Here is a 20,750-nt window from a genome sequence, read left to right on the forward strand (position 1 = left end):
CAAAATTAAATAATAAAATATGAAAATGCATTAAATAGATAGCCAATTATTATTATCCCAATGGATACTATAGAAACGAATATAGTTAATAATTTAGGTTTAACAACCTTGCTAAGCATTATAATTGATGGTAGTGAAAGGGCTGTTACAGCCATCATAAAGGACAAAACTGTACCTATTCCTACTCCTTTACCAAATAATGCTTCTGCTATTGGAAGCGTTCCAAATATATCAGCATACATGGGTATTCCTATTGCTGTAGCCATTAAAACTGCAAAAGAATTATTTCTTCCAATAACATTCTGTACAACAGATTGAGGTATCCAGTTATGAATTGCAGCACCTATACCAACTCCTATTAATACATATAACCAAACTCTTTTTATAATATCTCTTACCTGTTCTTTGGAGTAAGAAACTCTCTCCTCACGGGTCATCTCAATAACTTCTGCATCCACATTTTCTATTTCACGAACATATCCTTCTACATAACTTTCTAAACATAACTTATCAATAATAGTTCCCCCTATTACTGCTAATATAAGACCTACCACAACATATGCTATGGCAATCTTAGCTCCAAAGAATGACATTAAAATTAATAATGATGCTATATCTACTAAAGGAGAAGATATTAAAAATGAGAAAGTTATTCCAAGTGGTAACCCTGCTGATGTAAAACCAATGAATATTGGAATGCTTGAACAACTACAGAATGGTGTAATGGTACCAAGTAATGCTCCTAATATATTCCCCTTGATACCTTTTATATTCCCAAGTATCTTTTTTGTCCTTTCAGGAGGAAAGTAACTTTGAATATAAGAAATGATGAAAATCAGTATAGATAGCAGTATAAAAATCTTTATAGTATCATATATAAAGAAGTGTATACTTCCACCTAATCTTTCTTTAATAGATAACCCAAATACTTTTTCAACTAATAAACGTACTAATTCTGATAACCATGTCATTTTTAATATTTGGTCATTAAGAAAGCTAAATATGCCAGTTATTAAACTCATTTTATTCACCCACCCAAACCCATAATTATAAAAAATTCAATATCTGTTAATATAAATCTATCTTTACAATTAAACTTGATGCTTTAAAGTAACTAGCGTTTACATGTCTTTAGAAACCCTTCTGCAGTATCAATGCCTTCAACGTCTTTCTTCAATGTGTCATATTCCTCAATATTGTCTACAATATTCTTTATGATTCCTTCAAATAGTTTGTTATCAAAATTTAAGTAATAGTATATAAACTGTTCTTTTCTTTCGTCCTTTACAAGTCCTACGTCTCTAAGTTTTGCTAGATGTTTTGAAATCTTAGGTTGTGTTTCCCCCATTATCCCACACATTTGACAAACACATAACTTCTTATGATATAAAAGCACTAAGATTCTTATTCTAGTTTCATCCGAAATCATTTTAAAAAAATCAGTTAACTTATACATTGTATTTCACTTCCTTAATTATAAAAGTAATCTCTATATACTTATATACCTATATGGGTATATAAGTATATATTTATAATATTCCTATTACATATATTTGTCAACTACTATTATAAAATTTATAAAAAATAAAAGGCCAGTGTAAACTGACCTTTTTATGTATCTATTTTAATTATTCACTTTCTTCATTTCTTTAATAGGTAAAGTATTTTTTCCTCCATAACCCATGGCAATGGAAATCCATAGTGTAAAGTAACGGTCAATCCATAATAACCTTGATGGTTGACCACTCATAAAAAGCCTCCTAATAATCTATTTCGCTATTTTTAATTCTTATTGCCAAGTCTTTTACTTTTTCTTCAATAGACTTTGCCGTTTTAATAAACTCCTCATCACTTTTGCCAGATGGGTCCTCTAGTCCCCAATCTTCCTCATGTTTTGAAGGTAAAAATGGACAAACTACATTACAGCCCATTTTTACAACTATATCTACCTCTGGTATATTATCAAGCAATTTAGATCTCTGTGTCTCATTCATATCGACATCATATAAGTCCTTAATTATTCTTACTGCATCCTGATTTATTTGAGCTCTTAACTCAGTTCCTGCTGAATAAGATTCAAAAATATCGGAAGCAAACATCTTTCCTAGTGCCTCTGCCATTTGAGATCTACAAGAGTTGTGAACACATATAAACGCTACTTTTGGTTTCATAAAAATCATCCTCCGTAAAATTTCTATTTAAAATTAATTATTAAAACAAACTTTGCCTTCTTTTAAATCTTCACATCCTAGATTACTGCTCTTATATTTCTTTAACCTCTCGTAATCTATACTACATTGTTTTAATTTAATAGCCTGTTCTTCTATTATCTCTTTCAAAAAAGAAAATTCCTTAATTGTATCCTCATTTATCTTGTAGTATACATATTTAGCTACCTTGTAATAATTAAGTATTTTTACACTTGTTAACTTATTTAAGTGTCTTGATGCATTTGATTGGTTTATATCAAGTAAAGCCTCTATTTCACAAACACATAAATCCCCATCTTTTAATATATTTAGAATTCTCATACGTGTCTCATCTGCTAGTGACTTCATCACTTGTATTAAATCCAAAGCATTTCCCCCTCTATATTATCATATTCGAATATAATCATATGATATATTATGATGTTATATTTTACAACCTATTTTCTGTAACTTAACGTAAGTTTTACATTGAAATAAGCAATTAAAGAATATATATTTTACTATATCCTTTAATTGCTTATTAAACTTATAAAAGCTTCTCCATGATAGTGATATTAATAAACTTACCCTCAAGTATTCCTTGATCCATATAGGTCCCGACTTCTCTAAATCCAGTAGACCTATATACCTTCTTGCCTACCTCGTTAGATTCAAAAGTACTTAAAATCAATTTATGGAAATCTTGTTCTTTAGCAACTTCAATTAAATAATTTAGTATTTGCTTACCTAACCCTTTTCCCCTCATATTTCTCTCTACATAGATTGAAATATCGCCAACACCACTATAACAGCATCTTGAATTAAATACATTTATAGACGCCCATCCTCTAATTATACCTTGACTATCTTCAATTACCACAACCTTATATCTCTCACCTCTTGTAGTAAACCACTCTTTCATTTCATTTATATCTCTTAGCCTAGTTTCTAAAGTAGCAATCCTATCCTCAATACCTTGATTATAAATATTAGTAATCAATAATATATCTCCAACTTTTGCTTCTCTTGTAATATAATTCATCTCCATCACCTACTTATATGCTTTCACATGTGCTCCTGCAAAAGCACCATCAAGTAAGTCAGTATCGATTTGGCTAAATACGTCACCTAAGTTTTTTTGCTTTATTAATTCTTCAATAATTTCTTTTGTATATAAATTTACTGGAGTAATTTCTACATTTTTAAACCCAACCTTTTTGAGTATATCTTCATAAACCTTTAAATCTAATGTTCCAGCAATACATCCTGCCCACATTTCAGCACTACGCTTGATATCTTCAGGAACATCCTTTAATTGAACTACATCTGCTATAGCAAGCCTACCGTTAGCTTTCAAAACCCTATAAGCTTCTCTTAAGGCAATCTCTTTATCTTCACATAGATTAATTACACAATTTGAAGTTATAACATCTATAGTTTCATCATTAAGTGGAATATCTTCTATATATCCTTTAATAAACTCCACATTAGTAACTCCCATCTTTTCTTTATTGCTGTTAGCCAAATCAAGCATTTCATCAGTCATATCAAGTCCATAAATTTTACCTTCTGGACCTACGTACTTTGATGATATAAATGCATCTATTCCTCCACCACTTCCTAAGTCTAATACTGTCTCACCTTTCTTAAATGCTGCTAAGACTAATGGATTAGCACATCCTAAAGAAGCATTTACAGCATCTTCTGGTAAACCTTCTAAATACTCTTTTGTATAAATATTTGAGCTACTAGTAATGTCTCCACAACAGGAAGTCCCACAACCACAGGGTGCTTTAGAATTACTACTTACTTTTTTTGCTACACCACCATAATAAGCCTTAACCTTACTTTTAATATTTTCTTCCATACTAAAAACTCCTTTCATTAACAACATTTATTTTGTTTTGCTGCATCTATAATCAATTGTAGACTCTCAAGAACTTGTTCCCTTTTATTCTCAGGTATTGATGATAAAATCTTTTGGTAATATTGCTCCATACTGTCTTCAATACTTCTAAATACTTTCATTCCTTCATCAGTTAACTTAATTGATACATACCTTCTATCTTCAGGATGTAATTCTCTAACTGCCAAGTCTGCTCCCACTAAGTTATTAATTGTCCTACTCATTGTGCTTTTATCTAGCGAAAGTAACTCAGCAAGTTCATTTAATGATATTTCATTTGCTCTTCCTATCTCCACAATGGCATGACATTGAGATACTGTTGTTCCACAACAGGTAGCTTCACTTTTCTCAAGTATTCCAAGATTTCTAACAAGAATTCTAATTAACTCTCTTAAATAATGGCTTTCTTTTGTATTCATTTTATCACCTCACATCAATTGTAATATAAAACTGTTGCAATTTGCAACAGTTTTATGTGTAAACATTTTAATACTATCTTTCATAAACGTTTATACATTATAAGTGTAAATAGTGATGTTAGCATTAAAAGAATTTACATCATATTCTTTGATAGGAAATTTAACTCAAAAACTTATTCTTAAAATCTAAAATTTAGAACTGTTTTAAGGTTAGGTTATAGTGTGGGGTCAGCTTCGACTGAAAGATTGCATCATCTTATGTTAACAAATTTAGAGACTCCAACTTTTTCCACAGTTTTCTACAAGAAAACATTGAAAAAAATTGGAGTCTTCAAAAATGAATTATTATTAGCTGATGTTCTTGAAAGGAAAACTAAGTGATAAACTTACGATTAAGTCACACTTTTTTGCAATGTTGCTGCTTTCACAAAGTTCCTTCGAACCCCTGAGTATACTTGTTTTAGTTTTCGTAATAAAGACTTTCTGATGGATATTCAGGATCGCAAGTTATATCCACACCAAGCTTTCTTAGAGTCTGCTCATCATTTGTACCTAAAATTGTAGTTGAGTGCGCTTGACAACTCTTAAGCATTGAAAGTTTCTCCATTGCCACTTGTGCCATTGGGTTTGTAGCAGCACATATACTAAGCGCTATTAATACCTCTTCACAATTTAAAGATGCATTCTTGCTTGCTAACGTTTTTGATTTTAAGCTTATAATTGGTTCAAGTATTACTGGAGATATTAAATGAATATCATCAGCTATGTTTGCAAAATGCTTAATAGCATTTAAAATTGCAGCAGCTGTTGCATCTAATGTTTCTGAACTTTTACCTGTTAATATTGTTCCGTCATTTAATTCTATTGCCACTGCTGGACAAACTTCATTGCTATCTGAAACTTCCTTTAGCTTAGCTGAACGCTCTCTTGCAGGAATGACAACTTTTCTATCTTCCGGTTTTAAATTCAGTTCTTCCATGATAAGTTTTGATCTTTGGAAGGTTTCTTTGTCTACATAACCCTTTTTGTATTCACATCCAGTTTTGAAATATCTTCTTATTATTTCTTGCTTTGATGCCTCTTTAATAATCTCATCATCAACGATACCGTATCCTACTCTATTTACTCCCATATCTGTTGGAGATTTATATACAGATTCTTCTCCTGTTATCTTCTCTATAATTCTTTTAAGTACAGGGAAAGTTTCAATATCACGATTGTAGTTTACAGTTATTTTGTCATAAGCATCAAAGTGGAAGGAGTCAATCATATTTACATCTTTGAGATCAACTGTTGCCGCTTCATAGGCTATGTTTAGAGGATGTTTTAAAGGAACGTTCCATACTGGGAAGGTTTCAAATTTAGAATATCCTGCTGCCTTTCCTCTTCTGTATTCGTGGTATAGCTGGCTAAGACAGGTTGCTAGCTTTCCACTTCCTGGTCCTGGCGCAGTTACAACAACTATAGGTTTTGTTGTTTCAATATATGGATTTTTTCCATATCCTTCATCACTTACGATTGTATCTACATCTGTAGGATATCCTTCTGTTGCTCTGTGAGTATATACCTTAATACCTCTACGCTCAAGCTTATTCTTAAAAACAGTTACAGCAGGTTGTCCATCATATCTTGTAATTACAACACTATTTACATCAAGCTCATAGGATCTTAAGTCATCAATTAGTCTTAAAACATCCATATCATAGGTAATACCGAAATCACCTCTGATTTTATTTCTTTCGATATCTCCTGCATAAACACAAATGACAACTTCAACTTTTTCTTTTAGCTTATGTAGTAATTTAATTTTCGCATTTTCATCAAATCCTGGTAAAACTCTTTTTGCATGAAGATCAAATAAAAGCTTACCACCAAATTCTAAATATAACTTGTCATAGTTGTTAACTCTTTCTAAAATATACTTTGATTGTTCCTCTAAATACTTCTTATGATCGAATCCTGTCTTCATTCTTTACCCCTCACTCTACAAAATTATTATTTTATCCAAATTTAACACACAGAAAGACACCGATAAGTCTGTCTAACTATCGGTAAGGAGTGGATATAACTCCTGCTTGCAAAATTGCACTTTATCATTAACATATTTTAGCAAATACTAACATTAAACTTTGTTTTACAACTTCATATTATCACATAATTTTAATAAAAAGTAAATATTATTATACTGTACTTTATTAATCTCTTAAAGTTTTATAAATTGACATTAACGTGAATGTATTAAATAAAAAAAGGAGATCATATTGTGTTGTATAGACCTAGAGATCAAAAATGAGACTTGAAATGACTTTAGTATTTTTTAAAGCTGTTTATAAAAAACTATAGGAAAGAGCGACTTAATGGACAAATAAATTTAAACTAAGTGGCTGTCCTCAAATAATTTTCAGGACAGCCACTTAATATTTTTCTTATTACTGAACTTTAGATATATGAAAATCATTTCTAATGCAGAAGAATTGAAGCTATATCATTCCTGTGATTTAATTTTAAAACTTGAAATTTTACAATTGTAGTTATGTTACTTTATCTCTACTGTTACCTTTTTCATCCTTTGAGGTTGCAGCGGATTATCTCTCTTGTCTCTTTCAACGCTTACAATCTTATCTGCCTCTTCAATTCCCTCAGTTACCTTTCCAAAAGCTGCATACTCTCCATCAAGATGAGGACTATCTTTTACCATAATAAAAAATTGTGAACTCGCTGAATTAGGATCCTGAGTTCTTGCCATTGAAAGAACTCCTCTTGTATGTTTTAGTTCGTTATTAAAACCATTGCTTTTAAATTCCCCAGGTATAGTACTTGCCCCTTCTCCAGAACCATTTCCAGCTCCTCCTTGTATCATAAACCCTGGAATTACCCTATGAAATATTAAACCATTATAAAAACCCTTTTGTACCAAACCTACGAAGTTATCTACTGTCCTAGGTGCAACATCAGGATATAATTCTGCCTTCATTACTCCACCGTCTTCCATTTCAATAGTAACAATAGGCTTTTTACCACTGTATTTACTTTTATAATCTGAATCTCCAGATGTATTTTTATTATTACTTAGATTTTTTGAGCATCCAGCCGCTGATAACATTATCGCTAGCATAATAAAAAATATTAATTTTTTCTTCAAGTTAACCATTCTCATGTTTAACTACCTCCTAAGTATTTTTTAGTTTACCATATAAGTATGTTATCAGAACATATTGTCATATTCAACATATATTAACATGCAACAAACAATATTAATCGAAGGCTTATCTTCCAAATTCATAATATTTAACGAATATTAACATGCAGCTCTCTTTTATATCATACTGCTACTATAATATCCTTATAATTCTCTGAGCAGTCTATTGACATTAAACAAGTATAAATGAAAATTTTGAAACAAAGACTAAAGAATAATGCAGAAAAATACGATAACTTTAAATATAATATATAGAAAGATAAAAATAATTTCTACACGATAACACTTATTATTTATTACATAACAAATATACTAAGAAGAGGTGGTTAAAATAGAATCAAATATATTATTAGAAAGTGGAACAGGAGAAGTAGAAATACTTGAATTCGTAGTTAATAACAAGCATTATGGGATAAACGTGGTAAAAGTTAAAGAAGTTCTAGAAACAGATAACTTAACACAGATTCCTCAATCACACCCTGCTATAGCTGGCCTTGTCCTATATAGAGATGAAATAATAGCTCTTGTAAACTTAAAATATGTTTTAGATGGACATTCTGAAGTATCCAAGAAAAACACTATAATACTATGTGAATTTAATAAATCTAAGGTTGCTTTTAATATTGATAGTATGGTGGGAATCCATAGAATAGGTTGGGATAAAATAAGTAAACCAGATGCTTTATATTCTAACACTTTAGTTATTGGGAACATAATGCTCAATAATAAGATAATATTCCTACTAGATTTTGAAAAAATAGTTACTGATATAAATCCTAAAGTAGGTATAAGCGAAGAAAGAATTCAAGGTATTAAATATAAAGATAGATCTCACATTAAACTCCTACTAGCCGATGATTCTTTTCTTATAAGAAGTTTGCTAAAGGATACTTTAACAAAGGCTGGCTTCACCAACTTGAAATTTGTTGATGATGGGGAACAAGCCCTTAATTATTTATATAACTTAGCAGAAGAAAAGAAGGATAATTTCATTGATGATGTGCACATACTCATCACAGATATAGAGATGCCTAGGATGGATGGTCTTACATTAACCCGAAAAATTAAGGAGCATAAGATTCTAAAGAAACTTCCAGTAATTGTTTTCTCTTCACTAATAACTGATGGCTTGGCTCACAAGGGAAAATCTGTTGGAGCAGATGCTCAAATGAGTAAGCCAGAAATCGGAAACTTAGTGAATTTAATTGATAGTTTTACTGAGTCATAATACAATTGATGTTTTAAGATAGATTTAAGCGGAAGTTATGTGACTTCCGCTTAAATCTATTATTAAGGTATTTTAATTTAGGGGTTGCCTTTCCTTCTAGATATACTCTGGCAGTTTTTATATTTTAAAGGAAACTCCTTTTCTATTCCTCAAAGAAGTAAGCGATTCACACAAAATCAAAGATTTTGGTTCCCTGCTTAAGATTTATGCTATCCCTAATATTTGTTTCCTTTTTACTATCCAAGAATCAAGATTTTCACCTACCTTTCTTTTTAATATTGGTTAAAATGCCTTCATATAAGAAAGTTACGATTTATTTCTTTTAAATATGAATGGAGCAAAATTTATATAGACAGAACCCAAAAATGCACCTACTATAATACTTATATAGTTATGCTGACCATATTTATCATTCAACAACTGTTTCATATATTCAAGCGAAAATATAAAGAAAACAAGTATTAAAATCAAAATAGCTTTAGTATATTTGTACTTTCGAGGTTTATCAAATAATTTATTATGAAAACCTGTCTTTTTAATTATCCAATCAAAGATACTGTAAAAAACAGAGAAGATTATAAAAAACGTAAGAAATTTCATTTTTTCCTCCAAATATATTTCTAAATTTTCATATGCTTTTCTATAAGTCGTTTTACTCTACAAATGTTTAGTTAATTGACACACTTAAGTAACCACCATGAATGTAATTTACTCAAATTCCAAGAACTAAAACTAATCCAAAATATATTATTGTAAGTACCAAACTAACTTTACTAATGGCTGTACATCATAATATGCTTTATCAGTGTCTTTGTACTGATTAATAACTTGGATAACTCCTAATACTAGCAGTATCAAAATAATTGATACAACCACTAAAAAAAGGCTACATTAAACTATAGATCTATTAATATAAAACCCTTTATCAATATTCTACCACCTTATCCCAACCACCTTGAATTTGTTCCAGTATTTCTTGAGTATCATCACTTTTTATTACCTTAACCTGTACATCTTTTATATCACTGATGTCATACCAAAATCTTTTGTTATCTCCAACTCCAATGATTTTTGCTGATTCTTCACCTGCATATACTTCAGAAATAAATTTGTCATCAATTATCCCTGAATAAATATAGGGGGCACGATTCATAGAAGACCACTTATCAGGTGAGTTCCATCTTGCACCTCTTGTTTGTCTCCAGTTCCAATCATTATTCTCTTTTTCAAAATATGCTATAAATATGGTTTCTTCTTGATTATTTTCTTTAAAAATTGCTATAGCATCATTTTCATGAACAACATTCATGTCCTTATGAATGAGGGAATAAGAATAATTCTTTGCTCCTTCGTGCATTTTATTCATGGATGCATGAAAGAAATCTTCAAATGTCTGTTCCTTTGAACAACCAACTAAAAGTATTATACAAATAAAAAATGAGTATAAGATTTGCTTTTTTATCATTCTACCTCCTTTTATTTTGTATATCACTGATTTATGATTATTGAATATTTTTTTATCGTCACACATAGAAGCTTATGAATTAATCTGGCTACCTTTTAATTTAATTGATACTAGTATATTTTTATCCAAAAGCTAACAATACAATCTATTTTAGTATATAGCATCCCCTTCCCATCATCAAACGCTTATTCACTTTTGTTTATCTTTATATCGGCAAAGGACTTCGAGGCATTGTTTTTCCTAGCTTTATTAAATTTTTCTTCTCACACTTCTTACACTTCTTACACTTACCTATTTTAATTCCAGTTAACTTAAAAAAACAGCTCCATTGATGATAGATTCTCAAACTTTTTAAGCTTAACTCTAAAGGTTTCAATAATACTAACATAATTACCGCAGTCTTTAAGAATATTATGAACTTAATATGTTCTCAATTTTTCTTCTTACCTCCACTGGTAAACATCCTTCTAATGCTCTCTTCAATAGCATAGTTTTTTTAATTCCGTTTGATAAAAGATATTTTTCTATCATATCTACTTTAAGTTGTCTATTAGGAATTAATTGATAAATAACATACCAATCCTCTAAAGAAGTAAAAGGAATGCCTACTCTATTAATTTCTTTAAATTCTGAAATGGAGTCGTGGTCAAAGATATATTCAAATACTCCACTGTTATGACTAATTGCAAGTCCTGCCATTATATCAACATCAATATTACCTATTATATACTCATAGAAGTATTTTGTTGAGTATGTTACAGTCTTTTCCCATTTCTTCTTTTCTCCAATACTTTTAAGAATTTTATCTGCTCTTTCAATATCCTTAATATCTACAAAAATATCTATATCATTAGGTTTATCTATAAATCCAAACTGATTTAACAGTATAGAACCACCAACTGCCCATGCAATATTGGAGTTATTAAGTTTTTCTCCTATATAACTTAAAGTATTAAACATTTTATACACCTCTTATTCCTCATATTTTACTGTTATTTACAAGCCTTATAAAAAAACATCCAGCTCATTTTGATTATATAAAAAATATTAAACTCTCAATTAATAATATATCCCACTCAATCTTAGCAAATGAATCCTTAATTATAAATGATGTAACTATAAATGCAACACATTTCATAAAAATGAAAATACTAATCAAAAGATGATTATAAAAATGTTTTTTATTAAAACCTATTGATGATAACCTTCCAAAAATTTGAATCATCAAACTGTTAATGGTATAATATAGTATATATAATCACATATAAGATTTTATAAGTGTTATGAATAACCAAAATAGGAGTGATTAATTTGAACGAAAAGAAATATAGATTCTTAGGAAAGTTTTGAGTTTTCTATGTCTACCTTTTGCCTTTATTTTTGCTATTGTTGTAGCACTTTTTTCAGGAGATACTGTAGTAATTTCTGAGTTGCTTCTATCTGGCTGGAAGAAGTTTAGAAAATTCTAATAATCTAAAAATATAGTTACCTTAATTCTACATAAAACTTTCATATTGTTCATTACATTTTCTTGTCATAATCTACATTTAATTTCTCAACTATAATATAAGTACATACAATAATAACGCCACATAGACCCATTAAACCAGTGTAAGTAAACATATGATATTATAAATTTATCCCCCATAAAAATAAATTGTCCAATGATTTGCATTATAAATATATTGAAAATATAAAAGATAATCATTGCTGTAATTCCTTTAATCAATTTACTCATATCTTAATAACATCTCTTTTCCCTTTATGTTATCAAACTTACCAATCAAATTGCCTTGTAACTTTCGTATCTATATTTATTACTTCATTACTAAACTAAACCGAGCTATTTCTTTAACATCCTACCACTTTCTCTTTAATGATACTTTAGAACTATGCCTTATTTTTTAATTACCATTATTTATATTATCATTTTCCATATTTTCTTTTAATTGATTATATTTATTCTGGTTGTCACTCCAAGAAATAGAGCGTGCTAATCCCATGATAGGACCCATTGACAAATAAAAAAACATTGTCATACCTTGTGGTTTGTATAATATACTAACTATACCCAATATGCCCGTCATAATAGTCATAAGAATAATATTCTTAATAATATACTTTAATATGCCTTTTTCTTGTGTTCTTCTCCAAGAATTAATGAAACTTTCATAATCTCGATAAAATATCCTTGAAATCTTATTTGGCTTTATTATATTCTTTTTAATCAGGAGCTGGAATGTTAGACTTGTACCTAAACCTAACAAAAGAACAATAAACCATATATCCTCTATTGCCATATTAATTCTTCCTCCTTAATAGTTGTATAGATAAATGTTTCGTCTAAATTTACTATTGCTTACCTACTTACTATCCTCTTTCTTATCTAAGAGTTCTATTATTTTATCTAGTTTTTGCTCTATGTTACTGTTAACCCTTGATTTATTAGTAAATGATTTAACTAACTTTACAACTACAATTTCAATTAAAAAAGCGAAATTAATAATTGTAGCAAGTAGGCTGCCCATTTCTAGTTTGTCCATAAATATCCCCTAATCTCTCATTTAAATGCATTTTATCATAATTTAAACTAATATGTAAATTATATCATATCCTTTCATACTGTCATATATCTACACCCACGACTTACCTTATATTGATTCAGTGTCATCATAGATTATGCCTATCTATGGACAGTTTAAAATCCTATCCTACAATATAATCGTTTTTTACTGCAAAATAAAAAATCCCCATTACAGAGGACTTTACATAAAGTGGAACCATTAATTATTGTGGTGTATATCCTGCAAACTGCTCGCCCAATATATCCTTCAAAGCAGACATAATTTTTTTGTCTTCTCCAACATATTGAACAATTATACTTCCCTTTTTATAAAAGTGAGGAAACGAAATCCAACTTACCTTTACTGATTCAGAACCATTATCATAACCACACCCACCACTATCAATATGAATTGCTTCATTTTCCATCCTTTTATCGTTACTAAATACATAAATATCTATTGCCTTATCATCAATTATCATTCTCTTTCTTGTAGTTGGAAGAAAGTCTTGTTGTACATCTTTAATTTCAAAGTTATATCCCTTATTCTTCATGGCATCTTGAAATTTCTCAACACTAAAGGTATTTTGAGAATTGTGTTCTCTACCACAACTTACAAGTACGGTAATCATAAATAATGCTGTTATACATACTATGATACGATTTTCTAATTTCTTCATAATTGATTCTCCTTCCATTTTGTATATCGCTGATTTACGATTAATGAATACTTTAAGAAGATTCTTTACCAAGTCTTTAAAAAACAAGGATAATATTTATTTTCTTCTGTAATCATAAATTTCATTTTTCACATTTAGTTCTACACCGTTTATCTTTATAATCTCATCACTTAACCATTCCATTTCAGCTTTTTCACAGCGATATTGCCAATAAATATTTAAGACCTGATCTAAGAAGATTAAGTATTAATAAGCAAACTTTTATTATATCTTTTCTTGAACTTGCATAATAATTAATCCATTTTTATCTTTGGAGTTAATATTTACTTTAACCTTTCCGTTATAACCTCTTTCAAAATAGCTAATGAGTGTATTTTTTTGTACATATCCTCTTTTGTCCTTGTAATAAATAATCATACTATTTTCGCTAAAATTTTCTTTTGGATTTATATTAAATTTATATGTTTTACCTGCCTCAACTTCTGGTAACTTTATATCTTTAACTATCCCTTTATATGTTATTATTAATCCATTTATGTTTACATCTGTATTATTTTTTATTTCAATATCAAATCCATCATGCTTGTTTCCATATACCTTATAGCTTAAAAATCCTGAAACTATAAGTAATAACACCATACTTACAATAAAAACATTTCTTTTGCCCAAAATTTTCACACTCCTTCCTGACTGATTGTGAAAGATTTAGATAAATAAAAACTTGTAATTTCTTACAAATTAATAAAAAAACTACTTCTGTCAATATGCAAATATCCCCTATGAACTACATTGATGTGATCCCTTTCATTAATAAGTATAGTCCTATTGAATAAATTCCCATTATAGCTGATATTACAGGTACTATAGTAAATTTACTTTCTCTATATTTATAAAAATGTAAACTAAATATAGTTATTATTAAAAGAATCACAATTACCCAATGATTAAAATCTAAAATTTACCTTTTTTATATAAATGCTTGTTTATATATCTTCTTACTAATATTCCCAAAAGAAAAGGTGATACTGTATTTGAGAGCATAACCTCAAAACCGACATTCCTAAATACTACTGATTTTGAACCAACAACAAAGAATACAACTGCAAGTATGAATATATTTAAATCATAATTTTCACTTGACTGTTTCAGCACTAACTTACCAAATATAAAACCTATAAATAAAAATATCAGTCCAGTTACATATTCCATTTATTCTTTCCCTCCGTAATTTACCTCATTTGAAGTTATAATCATAATTAACATCCTCTCACTTTCTCTTTAATGATACTTAAAAATAATATATACTCGTTTTACAACCACAAGAATATTTGCTACTGAAACAAAAATCATAAGATACCCTGCCTTATTCCTTTCTGCCATCACCTGCCCCTAATACCTAATAATCCTAATATAAAGCTTAATAATATTTCCTGAATAATTGAAAGTATATTATTATAAGTTATATAAACCAAAACTCCAAGTATAACAATAAAGAATCCAAACAAGGGTATTCCTATTAAATATATCTTTGATTTTTTATTTTAAAATCCATATTTATTTCCTCATTTCTAATACAATATTAAAGTAAAAGGGATAAGTATAAATTCTTATCCCGTCTATTCTGCAACAATATATTCACTTTTAAAATTCAAATTTATTTCTTAATAAGCCCTTCAAGTTCACCAACTTTTAGTCGCCAAGATTTATTCTGATGTATTGAATAAAATAAAAATATTTATTAAAAGAAAATAAAAAAAGCAAATTATATTCTTAAATATAGTATTGAGGTTAGCATACAATAAAAGAAAGTTGTGACCTAAATAATCTCGGCAAAAATTTCATGCATATTGCCGTCTGGGTCTGCGAATAATGCAGTTCTTTGGTTCCAAGGCATATCCTGTGGCTCGTGAATAGGAGTTGCTCCCATTGCAATTAACTGTTCAAATGATTTATCAACATCATTTGGATTTTCACATGGGAAAGCTAGTTCAAAAGACTGACCAACTGCTTTTTTGCTATATTCATTGCTATATCCTTCCATAACATTTCTCAAACAAATAGCAAATCTTACTCCATTATTTTCAAATTCAACATAATTGTCAATGTCATTTTTAATTCTAAATCCAAGAACTTGATTATAAAAATTTCTCATTCTGTCTATTTCATCTGTCCAAATTGTAATAAGGTTAATTTCTGGTTTCATTATAGGTTCCCCTTTCTTAATTTCCTGTTTGTAGTTCGTGATAATTTACCAACACGAGCCAACCTTATAATAATCTGTACTTATATATGTATATTAATTGTACCATAAATTAACATAGCCTGTGGTAACTTATTCAGATTTTCAAAGGAAAAGCTGGCATAAAAATAGAGCCGAGATTTTGGTCTCAGCTCTAATTTTTTGTTTGATTTTTAGTTTGTGGATAATTCCGGCCCCTTTGGAGATTCCGTCAGGGTTTAGCAGGAATCATCAAGATTTAGTGAGTGAATACACTTATAGTGAATGTATAGTATCAAGTGCAACTTCCATCATATTTGTGAAAGTCAATTGTCTTTCCTCAGCTGTTGTAAGTTCACCGGTTACAAGATGATCACTTACAGTAAGTATAGTAAGTGCGTCCACACCATACTTGGCAGCTGTTGTATATAGCCCAGCAGCCTCCATTTCAACTGCTAAGCATCCAAACTTAGCCCACTTCTTCCAATCATCTGGATTATCGTGATAGAACGTATCCGAACTAAATATATTACCAACCTTTGGATCGTATCCTTTTTCAACTGCTAAATCATAAGCTTTCTTTAATAGTTTAAAACTTGCTGTAGGAGCAAAGTCTCTTCCTTCGAATCTTATTTTGTTGATGTTAGAGTCTGTTGAAGCTGCCATTCCAATAACTATATCTCTAACTTTAACAGATTCTTGGAAAGAACCACAAGTTCCAACTCTAATAAGATTTTTAACGCCATAGCTTTGAATCAATTCATTAACATAAATTGATATTGATGGAATTCCCATTCCAGTTCCTTGTACTGAAACTCTTTTTCCCTTATATGTTCCAGTAAATCCATACATTCCTCTTACTTCGTTATAGCATATAACATCTTCAAGGAAATTTTCAGCTATAAACTTAGCTCTTAAAGGGTCTCCTGGTAGTAGTATACTTTCAGCTATTTGATTTTCTTTTGCATTAATGTGAATACTCATTTTAATTTCCTCCAACTAATCTTATTTTTTTAAATCTTTACTTTTCCAAAATAATAAATCTGCCCTTTGCAGAATATATACAACTAAAAATATTGCTGCAGCTAATATGACGTTGCTAAAATATAAAATATAAAATATTTCTGAGTAACTATGTCCCGATATTTTATAACTTTCTATAAATCTTCCCCAGGTAAAGGATAGAACAAATCCTGATGCAAACCTTACAGAAGTATATAATGACATTTTCTGAGATACGTTTGTTACTACAGCTTTAGCTAAATAAATATTTAAAGTTGTAAATGACACCCCCACAAAAAAGGCTAGTATTACTAAACTTACCATTGATATTATAAACGATATTTGCATTGCAAGCAAAGCCAAACTTGTTAAAAATACAGCTATTATAACATTTCTTACCTCTACAAAAGATAATTTCCTAAGAATTATCACAGGTGAAAGGCTTCCAGCAGCTATCATAATTTGCTCAAAGGATATTAAAATTCCTGTTTTATTAGCAGCAGAAAAGGACTCCATGTAATAAGCTAAAAATACCTGGGAAGATGCAAATATCATTTGTGTTATGAATATCATAAATAATAAGCTTACGTAGGCCTTTTTACTTTCCTTTGCTTCCCTTACTTCCATATCACCGCCATCTTTTTCAATAGGCACTTCATTAATTTTCAATGCAACAAATGCCCATATAACTATACCCAACATGATAGGTATAATTAAGAATTTTTGAGGTGAATTCAAAAAATATCCAGCTAGAATTGCCGCAACTAATCCTCCTATAGCCGCGCCGGTTTCAATAAGACTTGATCCCAGCTTACTATCTTTCTCTTCTTTCATAACTGCATTATTCATAGAAAGCAAAATAGGAAAGAAGGTTGCTTCTCCTACTCCTTCAATAAATCTACCTGCAGCAAATAAGTTGTAATTTAGTATTCTAATAGAAAATATCTCTACTAATATGCCAATAATCCATATTAGCAATGAGACTAATAAAAATCTTTTGTGCCCCAGTTTTTTTATTATGCTTCCTACCAATGGAGAAAATAGTATCATTGTTAAATACCCTATATTAGGAAGCCAAGAAATCTTCGAAATACTTACTCCAAAGATTTCTTGAAGGTTTGGAAACATAGGTAAAAACATTACCACTCCAAACACAACCAAAAAAGATACAAAAAATTCTACTATAAAAAAGTTAATTTTATTATATGATTTCATAAAATCCTCCAAGAGTCTTAAACTCATTTGTTCCACTTTATTATCTTTTCTATAAATTACTTCTATAATTCATATTTAAAAATAATAAATAAATTATCTAAAACAATCAACTTATTTTATCCGACATTTTTTTCAATATTACAAAATCCCCTTATTTTCTTTTAAAAAATGATATACTAAATCATAATAACTTTAATACAATCCTTTGAGGTGAAAATTGTGATAAATTTAATTCAAAACTTAATTAATAATCTAGGATATATAATTTTACTTGCCTTTATAGTCTCTAGGTCCAGTAGTTTTAGAAGTATAATTCAAAGTGACAAATTTAAAAAAACTAACATAATAACCTTATCCATTATATTCGGTGGATTTGGTATTTTAGGGACCTATACAGGTATGGATTTAAATGGAGCCATTGTTAATAGCAGAATAATTGGCATAATGGCTGGAGGGATTTTATGTGGCCCTCTTGTAGGAATCGGCTCTGGATTAATCTCTGGCTTTCATAGATTTTTTATCGATACAGCAGGAATAACATCTATTCCTTGTTCTATAAATGCAGTTTTATCCGGCTTAATATCAGCTTACATTTTTAAAAAATGTAAGAAAGAAAATAGGTGGATTTATGGATTGTTTGGTGGAGTTATCGCAGAAACTTTAGAGATGATTTTAATTCTGCTTATTACTAAACCTTTTTCTTCTGCTCTTTTAATTGTTGAAAAAATATATATACCTATGGCCTTTATAAATGCAATAGGAGTCTCAATTTTAATTTCTTTAATTCAAAATCTTTTTGATGAAAAAGAAGAAATAGAGGCAATGCAGGCAAAAATCACTTTAGAAATTGCTAATAAAACCCTGCCTTACTTTAGAGATATTAATGATGAATCTTTGGATAAAGTATGCACAATAATAAAGGATTATATTGGTGCGGATGCAGTATCAATTACAAATACAGAACACATATTATCTCATATTGGACTTGGTTCAGATCACCACATAAAAGGTGAAAATATTTTAACAGAAGCTACTAAAGAGGTTATGCGATTTGGTAATATTTTATGTTTAAATAATTCGGAGAAAATACAATGCACTTCCTCTAGTTGCCCCTTTGAATCAGCAATAATATCGCCTATAAAAGATGGAAACTTAATTATTGGAACTTTAAAAATTTACTATGTAAAAAAAGATTCCATATCTTTTAAAAACAAAAACTTAGCTGAGGGACTTTCTAATATAATATCTACACAATTAGAGATTAGTAAGATAAACAAGTTAAAAGAGATGGCAAGTAAATCTGAGTTAAAAGCTCTTCAATCTCAAATTAATCCTCACTTTTTATTTAATGCATTGAATACAATCGTCTCTTTTGTAAGAACTAACCCTAATAGGGCTAGAGAGTTAATAATTGATTTATCTACTTACTTAAGACATAATCTTGAAAACACCGAGAGTCTTGTAACTCTCAAAGATGAAATTAAGCAAGTGAAAGCATATGTGGATATTGAAAAAGCTAGATTTGGAGATAAGCTAAATATTGTATATAATATTGATGAAAATATAAACATAATGATTCCTAGTCTTATAATTCAGCCAATAGTAGAAAATGCTATAAAACATGGAATACTAGAGGGTAGCGGTAGTGGTACTGTAGAACTTAAAGTAGAAAAGTTAAGTGATGATATGGTAAAAATAATTATAGAAGATAATGGTATAGGTATATCGATTGATATTATAGAAAAAATATATAAGGGAAATTTCAAGAAAAATAAAATTGGTCTTCTAAATGTTCATAATAGACTAAAACATATTTATGGCGAAGGTATAAACATTGAGAGACTATCAAAGGGTACTAGAATGAGCTTTTTAATTCATTCTTTAGAGAACCAGTCTTAGAGGAGTGATAAAATGAATTGTATAATTGTAGATGATGAATATCCAGCAATAGAAGAATTAAAATATTTTATAGAACAATATAGCAGTATACAAATATCAAAGAACTTTACTGATTCTATGGAGGCATTGAAATACTTAGAGAAGAACACGCCTGATATTATATTTTTAGACATTAATATGCCTAAATTAGATGGGATAACCTTAAGTAGAATAATTAAAAATTTTGAAATTAAGCCTAAAATTATATTCAGTACAGCATACAAAGAACATGCTGTGGATGCCTTTGAAATTAAAGCCTTCGACTATATATTAAAGCCTTACTCAGAAGAACGTATGATAGATGCTTTAAAGAGACTAGAGGAAGAAGAGTCAATTAAAGTTAAACCGTTGAATACTAAAGTCGCTTTAAAGAAAGAGAATAAAATTGTTGTAATAGATATAAGTGATATCCTTTACTGTGAGGCTCGTGAAAGAGAAACCTTAGTATATACTAATACAGATTGTTACACTACAGGCTACAGCATATCACAATTTTTTGAAAAACTTTCCCATAATAACTTCTTCAAAAGTCATAGATCATATATTGTTAACTTAAATAAAATATCAGAAATAATGCCTTGGTTTAATAATACATACATGATAAGGTTTGAAGAATTGAGTGCAGAAGTACCTGTAAGTAGAAATAAAGTAAGTGAATTTAAACACTTATTAGGAATGTAACTGCATTTCATGTATTGTAAATGTTTTTTCATGTATTGTAAATGTTT

The 20,750-nt window shown here is 29.4% G+C and carries 24 protein-coding genes and 1 pseudogene; 3 read left to right on the top strand and 22 right to left on the bottom strand.

The window, feature by feature from the left end; all coding sequences use genetic code 11:
• Window positions 1-5: 5 nt before the first annotated feature.
• The 10 genes from AC0N0V_RS14140 to AC0N0V_RS14185 all read right to left on the bottom strand — a co-directional run bounded on the left by AC0N0V_RS14140 (window position 6) and on the right by AC0N0V_RS14185 (window position 7,506).
• Window positions 6-1,022 carry a permease gene (locus AC0N0V_RS14140; protein WP_474458669.1) on the bottom strand — a complete coding sequence of 339 codons (1,017 nt, stop codon included), beginning with the start codon at window positions 1,020-1,022 and terminating at the stop codon, window positions 6-8.
• Window positions 1,023-1,114: 92 nt separating this feature from the next.
• Window positions 1,115-1,456, bottom strand: a complete 342-nt coding sequence (locus AC0N0V_RS14145) for an ArsR/SmtB family transcription factor (protein WP_474458670.1) — start codon at window positions 1,454-1,456, stop codon at window positions 1,115-1,117.
• Window positions 1,457-1,624: 168 nt separating this feature from the next.
• Window positions 1,625-1,750: a hypothetical protein gene (locus AC0N0V_RS14150; RefSeq protein WP_474458671.1), complete on the bottom strand. Its 126-nt coding sequence runs from the start codon at window positions 1,748-1,750 to the stop codon at window positions 1,625-1,627.
• Between the two features lie 10 nt (window positions 1,751-1,760).
• Window positions 1,761-2,171, bottom strand: a complete 411-nt coding sequence (locus tag AC0N0V_RS14155) for an arsenate reductase ArsC (RefSeq protein WP_474458672.1) — start codon at window positions 2,169-2,171, stop codon at window positions 1,761-1,763.
• Window positions 2,172-2,204: 33 nt separating this feature from the next.
• On the bottom strand, window positions 2,205-2,576 hold the full coding sequence (locus AC0N0V_RS14160) for an ArsR/SmtB family transcription factor (protein ID WP_474458673.1): 372 nt from the start codon (window positions 2,574-2,576) through the stop codon (window positions 2,205-2,207).
• Window positions 2,577-2,736: 160 nt separating this feature from the next.
• The gene (locus AC0N0V_RS14165) at window positions 2,737-3,237 is read right to left on the bottom strand and encodes an arsinothricin resistance N-acetyltransferase ArsN1 family A (protein WP_474458674.1); all 501 of its coding nucleotides are present in this window, start codon (window positions 3,235-3,237) and stop codon (window positions 2,737-2,739) included.
• A 3-nt stretch (window positions 3,238-3,240) separates the two neighbouring features.
• Complete coding sequence (gene arsM, locus AC0N0V_RS14170; RefSeq protein WP_474458675.1) at window positions 3,241-4,056, bottom strand: arsenite methyltransferase; 816 nt, start codon at window positions 4,054-4,056, stop codon at window positions 3,241-3,243.
• Window positions 4,057-4,073: 17 nt separating this feature from the next.
• Entirely contained in the window at window positions 4,074-4,514 is a 441-nt protein-coding gene (locus tag AC0N0V_RS14175) for a MarR family winged helix-turn-helix transcriptional regulator (protein WP_474458676.1), read from the bottom strand.
• Between the two features lie 460 nt (window positions 4,515-4,974).
• Window positions 4,975-6,483 (bottom strand): DUF1846 domain-containing protein, encoded by a 1,509-nt coding sequence (locus AC0N0V_RS14180; protein WP_474458677.1) that lies wholly within the window; start codon window positions 6,481-6,483, stop codon window positions 4,975-4,977.
• Between the two features lie 567 nt (window positions 6,484-7,050).
• Window positions 7,051-7,506, bottom strand: a complete 456-nt coding sequence (locus tag AC0N0V_RS14185; RefSeq protein WP_474464535.1) for a peptidylprolyl isomerase — start codon at window positions 7,504-7,506, stop codon at window positions 7,051-7,053.
• A 538-nt stretch (window positions 7,507-8,044) separates the two neighbouring features.
• Between AC0N0V_RS14185 and AC0N0V_RS14190 the strand changes: the two genes are divergently transcribed.
• Window positions 8,045-8,941: a chemotaxis protein gene (locus AC0N0V_RS14190; protein ID WP_474464536.1), complete on the top strand. Its 897-nt coding sequence runs from the start codon at window positions 8,045-8,047 to the stop codon at window positions 8,939-8,941.
• A gap of 925 nt (window positions 8,942-9,866) precedes the next feature.
• Here the strand turns inward: AC0N0V_RS14190 and AC0N0V_RS14195 are convergent.
• The 12 genes and pseudogenes from AC0N0V_RS14195 to AC0N0V_RS14250 all read right to left on the bottom strand — a co-directional run bounded on the left by AC0N0V_RS14195 (window position 9,867) and on the right by AC0N0V_RS14250 (window position 18,084).
• Window positions 9,867-10,406, bottom strand: a complete 540-nt coding sequence (locus tag AC0N0V_RS14195) for a hypothetical protein (protein WP_474458678.1) — start codon at window positions 10,404-10,406, stop codon at window positions 9,867-9,869.
• Window positions 10,407-10,611: 205 nt separating this feature from the next.
• Window positions 10,612-10,783 (bottom strand): annotated as a pseudogene (locus AC0N0V_RS14200) (IS91 family transposase); the annotation flags it as partial.
• A gap of 34 nt (window positions 10,784-10,817) precedes the next feature.
• Window positions 10,818-11,366: a nucleotidyltransferase gene (locus AC0N0V_RS14205; RefSeq protein ID WP_474458679.1), complete on the bottom strand. Its 549-nt coding sequence runs from the start codon at window positions 11,364-11,366 to the stop codon at window positions 10,818-10,820.
• A 944-nt stretch (window positions 11,367-12,310) separates the two neighbouring features.
• Window positions 12,311-12,706 (bottom strand): hypothetical protein, encoded by a 396-nt coding sequence (locus AC0N0V_RS14210; RefSeq protein ID WP_474458680.1) that lies wholly within the window; start codon window positions 12,704-12,706, stop codon window positions 12,311-12,313.
• Window positions 12,707-12,769: 63 nt separating this feature from the next.
• Window positions 12,770-12,949, bottom strand: coding sequence for a DUF4083 family protein (locus AC0N0V_RS14215; protein WP_474458681.1), 180 nt, complete (start codon window positions 12,947-12,949; stop codon window positions 12,770-12,772).
• A 244-nt stretch (window positions 12,950-13,193) separates the two neighbouring features.
• Entirely contained in the window at window positions 13,194-13,649 is a 456-nt protein-coding gene (locus AC0N0V_RS14220) for a hypothetical protein (protein ID WP_474458682.1), read from the bottom strand.
• A gap of 96 nt (window positions 13,650-13,745) precedes the next feature.
• The gene (locus tag AC0N0V_RS14225) at window positions 13,746-13,889 is read right to left on the bottom strand and encodes a DUF5412 family protein (protein ID WP_474464538.1); all 144 of its coding nucleotides are present in this window, start codon (window positions 13,887-13,889) and stop codon (window positions 13,746-13,748) included.
• A gap of 24 nt (window positions 13,890-13,913) precedes the next feature.
• Window positions 13,914-14,318, bottom strand: coding sequence for a hypothetical protein (locus tag AC0N0V_RS14230; protein ID WP_474458683.1), 405 nt, complete (start codon window positions 14,316-14,318; stop codon window positions 13,914-13,916).
• 282 nt (window positions 14,319-14,600) lie between these two features.
• Complete coding sequence (locus AC0N0V_RS14235) at window positions 14,601-14,858, bottom strand: hypothetical protein (protein WP_474458684.1); 258 nt, start codon at window positions 14,856-14,858, stop codon at window positions 14,601-14,603.
• 607 nt (window positions 14,859-15,465) lie between these two features.
• On the bottom strand, window positions 15,466-15,852 hold the full coding sequence (locus tag AC0N0V_RS14240) for a VOC family protein (RefSeq protein ID WP_474458685.1): 387 nt from the start codon (window positions 15,850-15,852) through the stop codon (window positions 15,466-15,468).
• Between the two features lie 291 nt (window positions 15,853-16,143).
• Entirely contained in the window at window positions 16,144-16,851 is a 708-nt protein-coding gene (deoD, locus tag AC0N0V_RS14245; RefSeq protein WP_474458686.1) for a purine-nucleoside phosphorylase, read from the bottom strand.
• Window positions 16,852-16,872: 21 nt separating this feature from the next.
• Window positions 16,873-18,084: an MFS transporter gene (locus AC0N0V_RS14250; protein ID WP_474458688.1), complete on the bottom strand. Its 1,212-nt coding sequence runs from the start codon at window positions 18,082-18,084 to the stop codon at window positions 16,873-16,875.
• A gap of 219 nt (window positions 18,085-18,303) precedes the next feature.
• Here AC0N0V_RS14250 and AC0N0V_RS14255 point away from each other — a divergent pair, with 219 nt between their 5' ends.
• Together AC0N0V_RS14255 and AC0N0V_RS14260 are read left to right on the top strand one after the other, a co-directional pair.
• Window positions 18,304-19,983 (top strand): LytS/YhcK type 5TM receptor domain-containing protein, encoded by a 1,680-nt coding sequence (locus tag AC0N0V_RS14255; RefSeq protein ID WP_474458689.1) that lies wholly within the window; start codon window positions 18,304-18,306, stop codon window positions 19,981-19,983.
• 12 nt (window positions 19,984-19,995) lie between these two features.
• Entirely contained in the window at window positions 19,996-20,703 is a 708-nt protein-coding gene (locus AC0N0V_RS14260) for a LytR/AlgR family response regulator transcription factor (protein WP_474458690.1), read from the top strand.
• Window positions 20,704-20,750 lie beyond the last annotated feature (47 nt).

The sequence above is a fragment of the Clostridium sp. CS1-1 genome, from assembly GCF_056135525.1.